6 protein-coding genes are annotated in these 6,334 nt (G+C 50.8%); 1 reads left to right on the forward strand and 5 read right to left on the reverse strand.

Features of this window, described 5'->3' with window-relative positions; genetic code table 11:
* Positions 1–15: 15 nt before the first annotated feature.
* Genes KO497_RS12435 through KO497_RS12445 form a run of 3 tightly spaced genes read right to left on the reverse strand, consistent with a single transcriptional unit; the run spans position 16 to position 2,493 of the window.
* The gene (locus KO497_RS12435) at positions 16–1,764 is read right to left on the reverse strand and encodes a sensor histidine kinase (RefSeq protein WP_215944295.1); all 1,749 of its coding nucleotides are present in this window, start codon (positions 1,762–1,764) and stop codon (positions 16–18) included.
* Positions 1,761–2,351: an RNA polymerase sigma factor gene (locus KO497_RS12440; protein ID WP_215944296.1), complete on the reverse strand. Its 591-nt coding sequence runs from the start codon at positions 2,349–2,351 to the stop codon at positions 1,761–1,763. Before KO497_RS12440 ends, KO497_RS12435 begins: the two co-directional genes overlap by 4 nt.
* Positions 2,344–2,493: a NepR family anti-sigma factor gene (locus KO497_RS12445; RefSeq protein WP_215944297.1), complete on the reverse strand. Its 150-nt coding sequence runs from the start codon at positions 2,491–2,493 to the stop codon at positions 2,344–2,346. Before KO497_RS12445 ends, KO497_RS12440 begins: the two co-directional genes overlap by 8 nt.
* A gap of 108 nt (positions 2,494–2,601) precedes the next feature.
* Here KO497_RS12445 and KO497_RS12450 point away from each other — a divergent pair, with 108 nt between their 5' ends.
* Positions 2,602–3,414, forward strand: a complete 813-nt coding sequence (locus KO497_RS12450) for a response regulator (protein WP_215944298.1) — start codon at positions 2,602–2,604, stop codon at positions 3,412–3,414.
* An 874-nt stretch (positions 3,415–4,288) separates the two neighbouring features.
* On the opposite strand, the gene KO497_RS12455 is transcribed toward KO497_RS12450, so the two are convergent.
* Positions 4,289–5,383, reverse strand: coding sequence for a mandelate racemase/muconate lactonizing enzyme family protein (locus KO497_RS12455; protein WP_215944299.1), 1,095 nt, complete (start codon positions 5,381–5,383; stop codon positions 4,289–4,291).
* Between the two features lie 63 nt (positions 5,384–5,446).
* Positions 5,447–6,193, reverse strand: coding sequence for an SDR family NAD(P)-dependent oxidoreductase (locus tag KO497_RS12460; RefSeq protein WP_215944300.1), 747 nt, complete (start codon positions 6,191–6,193; stop codon positions 5,447–5,449).
* Positions 6,194–6,334 lie beyond the last annotated feature (141 nt).

Genomic DNA, 6,334 nt, shown 5'->3' on the forward strand with positions numbered 1-6,334 from the left:
TCAGGTCCATCCGAGTCAACTGAGTGCAGAGTAATCGCTGTCAGTTTGCGTTTCATCAAAATGCGCAATGGGGAATTCGACGATGATTTCATACACGTTAGCATCATCCACCACCTCAAGGGTGCCCCCGATTTGACGCGCGAAAGCGCCGATCAATCCACGCCCAAGGCCCGTACCATGCGCTTGATCTGGCGGTATGATTGGCGTGCCTTTGCTGTTTTGAATCGTCAAACGCGCTTTATCTGACGCGAGTTTGTCAAGGGTCACCGAAATGTGCAGGTGCCCCTGCTCGGGACGTCCAATATATTTCAAAGCGTTGGTGATGCTTTCTGACGCCATGAGCGACAAGGGCACGGCTTGATCAGGATAAAGAGTGATCGGATCATAGTGTTGTTCCGATTTTATCCGCACGTCCTTGGACAGCCCCGCAGACATCAAAGTTCCAATGATACCACGCAACAATTCGTCAGCCCGCACCCGTCCTTCGGTACTTGTTTCATATAAGCTGCGGTGCACCATAGCGATGCTCATCACGCGTCCTTGAACTTCCTTCAACGCGATGCGAGCCTCTGGACTGCGCGCTTTGCGCATCTTCATGCTCACGATAGATGCAATCAGTTGTAGATTGTTTTTAACGCGATGATGCACCTCTTTGAGCAGCACAGTTTTGTCATGGATGGTGCCTTCAAGTTCGGCTTCATCGCGAACGATTTTTTCGGCCAAATCGCGCCATGCATAGTCAATTTCGCGCAATTCATAGGGCGCATTTTCATCAACAAGACTGTCGTTGTGGCGCCGTGTTTGGGTGAAACGGCGCATATCGCGCCCCAAGCGGCGAATGTGTTTGATCACCAACCTGTGTACCGCGAAATACGCGACACCAAGACTGGTCAACCACATCACGATTGGAAAAATCATCGGCGTGGCCATGGCCAAACCAGGAGCGACTGACAGGTTGGTACGAGACCAACTGCCGATAGCATAGATCTGATTGGTCAGGATCGGGACAACAGCAAAAACGCGATCTTCGCCACCTTTGGTCTTTCCTGAAAAGGCGACGCGATGCTTCAAAGCAAGGTCGACCAACGGTGCGCCTGCAGGCAAGTCCATTTCTACATTTCGCAATCCGCTCTCAGCACTTAAAACGTCACCGTCACTGTTGAAGGTAACGAGCGTCACAGGACGATCCTGCGGCGCGTTTTCTTTGCCAAAGCTCATTTCCCGATGCGGCAGAGAGACAGCCACATAGCCCTGAAAGATCGCATCTATAAATACAGGAGTCGACAGCACGATAACGGTGGTTTTACTGATTGGGGCGAACCGAACAAGGTCGCTTCGAATGGCAGGATCATCAACCATCGCTTTGTAAACCTCGTTGTCGGTAAAATCGAACCCATCCATCGTAGAGCCGCATTTCAAAATACCATCGGCACCGACAAAACCAGCGAAAGAGAAGTCAGAGTTATTGGCAACGAAGTTTACAAAAATTGTGTTGCAAGTGTCAGGGGTTTCCAGAACAGAACCGACTACGGCTGCCAGCGCATTGGAACTGCCAACGCCTGTGCGGATCAAAGAGTCTTCGCGCTGAGCGGCTTGAGAGGTCAGAGCCAAAAGAGCGGCTTCGGCGCGCTTTTCTGTCGCTTGTGCAAACTGATGCGTCAGGGAAACGGAAATAAGCCCAATCGGAAAAAGAGCCAGTGACAACAGGGCCGCGATGCGAAACCACAATCGATGAATAACGCCACTGCGGCGACCTGAGCTCATGCGGCGTCTCCGCGCACGGGGCGCTCTGCCCCCAGAACGGCCTTGGTTTGCGAATCGGTCAAATCCAATGGTTCACCTTCTTTAAGCTCCAGCAGTTCGCTTAATCTCAGACGGGCGCGGTTGACGCGGCTCTTAACTGTGCCCAATGCAACGCCACAAGTGAGTGCGGCCTCCTCATAGGAAAACCCCATAGCGCCCACCAACATGAGAGCCTCGCGCTGCTCGGTTTTCAGCTGAACAAAAGCCTGCTCAAACTCCGCCATCGCAAGGCGGCCATCGTGGTCTGGTTTCTCGCTCAGGGTCGCGGCAAAGGTGCCATCGCTGTCTTGGACTTCGCGTTTGCGTTTGCGTTGGTCGGAATAAAACGTGTTGCGCAAAATCGTAAACAACCACGCCCGCATATTTGTTCCCGCCTGAAAACTGTGCAGATTTTCCCAAGCTTTCATAATTGCGTCCTGAACCAAATCATCTGCGTGACTGGAACTGCGCGTCAAACTCAACGCAAAAGCGCGCATCGCAGGCAAGTGCTGAACGATTTCCTGAGATGGATCAATCAATGTTTGATCGGCATCGGCGATATCACCCATGTTTTTCATCTTGCTGGCGCAACTTTTCAAGCAGGTCCATGAAACGATCTGGCACCTGCTCTTCTAGCGTCCTTTGATACACTTTACGTAAATTTTCCTCGATTTGCTCTTCGAGAGAAGTTTTTGGTCCATCTTGATCCATTATTCAGCCTAAATCCTACGTCTATCTGAGATTTTTTTCACATATTACGGAACCTAACGCATAAGCTCTGCGTTAGGTTCCCGATAAAGTAAAAAAAAGGACTAAAAAATGTCGACAGCTCCAACGCAGACGTCTTTGGCCATCGTGGTGGCAAACCTGCTGCCGTATTTGCGTCGGTACGCACGCGCCCTCACTGGGGATCAAGAAACGGGCGACAAATACGCGGCCATCACGCTGGAAGCACTCTTGAGTGATCGCACTGTGTTTAATGAAATCGAAGACCCAAAGGTGGCGCTATTTCATACCTTTCACCTGATTTGGGCCAGCGCGGGTGCCCCAACGGGCGAAGACGAAACAGGGATCGCCAAGCGCGCTCAGGCGCATTTACGTCGCTTGACCCAAAACACACGCGAGGCACTTTTGCTGCGTACAATCGAGGGGTTTACTCTGGATGACATCGCTTTGATCATGGCGGCTGATGTGGATGATGTGGAACACCTTTTGTCAGTTGCGCAGGAAGAAATGTCTGAAAGTGTGTGCGGGCGTGTGATGGTAATCGAAGACGAAGCCATTATCGCACTCGATTTGCAGGGCATTGTTTCAGACATGGGCCACAAGATCACAGGGGTTGCGACAACACGCACAGAGGCGCAAGCGCTGTTTGCACAAGAAACCCCGGATTTGATTTTGTCCGACATTCAATTGGCCGATGGCTCCAGTGGCGTTGATGCCGTTAATGATATCCTTAAGGCAAACGCGGATATTCCAGTGATCTTCATCACGGCCTTCCCTGAGCGACTGTTGACGGGAGAACGCCCAGAACCCGCCTTCGTCATCACAAAGCCATACAGCGAGGACCAAGTGACCTCAGCCGTAAGCCAAGCCATGTTCTTTGCCAGCACGGAAACCTTGATGGCCTAACTGATGGAATGTTTTCAAGTTGGACATGTCGTGTAGGTGGTTAGCGTTGCTTCAACCATAAAATGCTGTGTGTTTGCACCGCTTAAGGGTTGGCCTTTACCTTGATGATAAATTTTAGCTCTCAATTTGAAGTGCTAATCGAAGCCCAGACGTTGCATTAGAACCGCGTTAGTCCAACAGGGTCTTCTTACATTGCGGCAAAGACGTTGAAACCTAAATGGCAACGATTGGAGGTCATAAGCGTTTGAACGCGATATAGAAAACGCGTTCAAACCTTATCAATGTGGTCTAGTGGATTGGATTGCACTCACGCCAACTGCGCCAGAGGGCAAGCTGTCCGTCCACCTTCATGGCGCTCTTGCTGATCTGTTGTCGCTGAGTTTGGAAGTAAAACACAAAAAGACCAGAGTGATAAAACCCAAGCCGCTGATTATATTAGTGAATTAGTATTGATTGCGGAAGGGCGCTATCGTCGTAACCTACCTCGTCTCATCTGTGCAATTTAGCAAAGCACCCAAGAAGTAACCCCGTAGTGCTCTGTCTGATGACAAAAACACCTCGGTCAGGCCATCGATTCCCTGCTTCTTCCACGTCGTCACTTGCTTCGCCTCTCGGGACGTTGCTACGCAATTGTCCTCACAGTCATGGGAAAACCTTGTGCTTCGCTGCAATCTCTTGCGCTGCCGTATCCCCTTGAAGCGATACCGTAGCTTTAAACTTATCTGAAAAACTTCGCCTCTTCGTCATTTGTGTATCCTGTCTTCATCGTAGGATTGACCTTAGCACACTGTCAGAATTTGTCAGACCAATTCAATACTCGCAACAGTCAAAATCTAATCAGAAACGAGACCCGACATCTTGTTTAATCACCCTCTTACTTACAGTGATACGCTTTGATAGCGAATTTTTCGACTTGCGCCCAATCCAGAGCCAAGCCGGCCCCTGGTTCTTCATCGATCGTCAGGATGCCCCCCTCAATGGATGCCGGACGCTCAAGCAAATCAAACATTGGACATGCTCCACACTCTGGCGGGATGACTTCAACAGCTTCGATGGCTTTATACGCGCCAGCTAATTGCGCATGAACAGGTAGGAACACATGTGGCAGCACCGTATGGCCGATAAGTCCGGTCGCTTCTGTCACAGCAATGGCAGAGGTAATGCCGCCACAGGTTGTCGCATCAAGCCGCAAGATACGGGATTTTTGAGCCAGCTCGAAAAGGGCCACGGCATCTGCGGCATCCTCACCACAGGCGGTGGGCGTTCTAAGGGATGACTGCAATTCGTGCGTTTGGCGCGCCCGATAAGGACCGAATGGATCCTCGATAAACCGAAGCCCAAGATCGTCCAGACGGCGACAGGTGTAATATGCCTCGTCAATGGAATTCCATGCCCAATGCGCGTCAACACATAACCGCGAGCCTGCAATTTTTTGCATCGCATCGACAAAACGCAAATCGAAATCCAGATCATTGCCAAGGATCATCACTTTGACCCTCTCATAGCCTTCATCCACAAGTTCTTGAACCTCTTGTCCCACATCCTCGATAGAGCGCTGGTCCAGATAATATCCAGCCACAACCATCACTGGCACTTTGGTCCGCGCGGCTCCCAACATCCGAAAAACAGGCTGTTTAATTTCTTTGCTGGCAATATCCCACAGTGCGATATCCAAAAGACTGGCAGCTTTGGTATACGTTGGCCGGCCATTGATGAAATTTTGCATGAAATCATCAACAATTGCACGGCGGTTACTGGTATCAAGACCAATGACGGCATTGCCCATCCTGACCAAAGATTCCGCAAGGGCCGTACCACGCGGATAGCCCAAAGCGTCCCCCCATATCCCCGCATCGGTTTCGACACGGACCGCAACAAAATCACGGGTCAGAATTTCGACGGGGCCCAATCTGATCGGGCGTGGAAGTGGTAACTTGCACTCGGCAATTTTGATATCTGTAATTCTCATTGGGGTCCCTAAACAGGTTCATATAAGAGGATAATAAACGTTTTGAATGGCGAACAGGCCGATTTAGCCACCCATATAAAACCCTCCGTTCACGTGAATTGCCTCTCCGGTAATAAACCCCGAAGCATCGCTACATAAAAACGCGACGACCGAGGCAATTTCATGCGCTTGACCAAACCTTTGTAAAGGCGTTTGTTTGAGAATTTCTGCGCCACGCACATCCACCATATCCTGCACCATCGCTGTTTCAATCACGCCGGGCGAGACTGCATTTGCTCGGATGTTAGGGCCGAGCTCTCGCGCAAGACTACGCGTAAACGTCAAGACGCCTCCCTTGGCGGCACCATAATGCCCGTGCCCCATACTTCCCCCCATATGAGCGGCAATAGACGTGATATTGACGACCGCCCCGCCGGAGCGCAAAACAGGGATCGCCCGCCGACAGATATAAAATATCCCGTCCAGATTGACGCCTATAGTTTCACGCCATTGATCATCCGACATATCGGCAATGGGCATGTCACGATAAATCCCAGCAGCAGGGATCAAGAAATCCAAACCACCAAATACAGTGCTGCACGTTTCAATCGCGCGATCAGCGTCCTCAGGCTTGGCTGCATCGTAAGTGATACATGTCGATCGGCCCAAAGACCCTAAATCCAGACGACATTTCTCAAGAGCTTGTGCATTGATATCTGCGAGCACAACGGATGCCCCATTTGCCAGCAATTGCGCTGCGGTGGCTTTGCCAATGCCTCCACATGCGCCTGTTACAAGCGCAACTTTTCCGTTAAAATCATAGTTTGCCATAAAGCCCTCAAATATGAATCGCACGCCCATAAGCATCCAGCACGGATTCATGCATCATTTCTGACATGGTTGGATGCGGGAAAACGGTTTGCATCAGGTCTTCTTCGGTGGTCTCAAGCTGACGTCCGATGACGTAGCCTT

The sequence above is a fragment of the Pacificibacter marinus genome, from assembly GCF_018860665.1.
In the GTDB taxonomy this organism is placed as follows: domain Bacteria; phylum Pseudomonadota; class Alphaproteobacteria; order Rhodobacterales; family Rhodobacteraceae; genus Celeribacter; species Celeribacter marinus_A.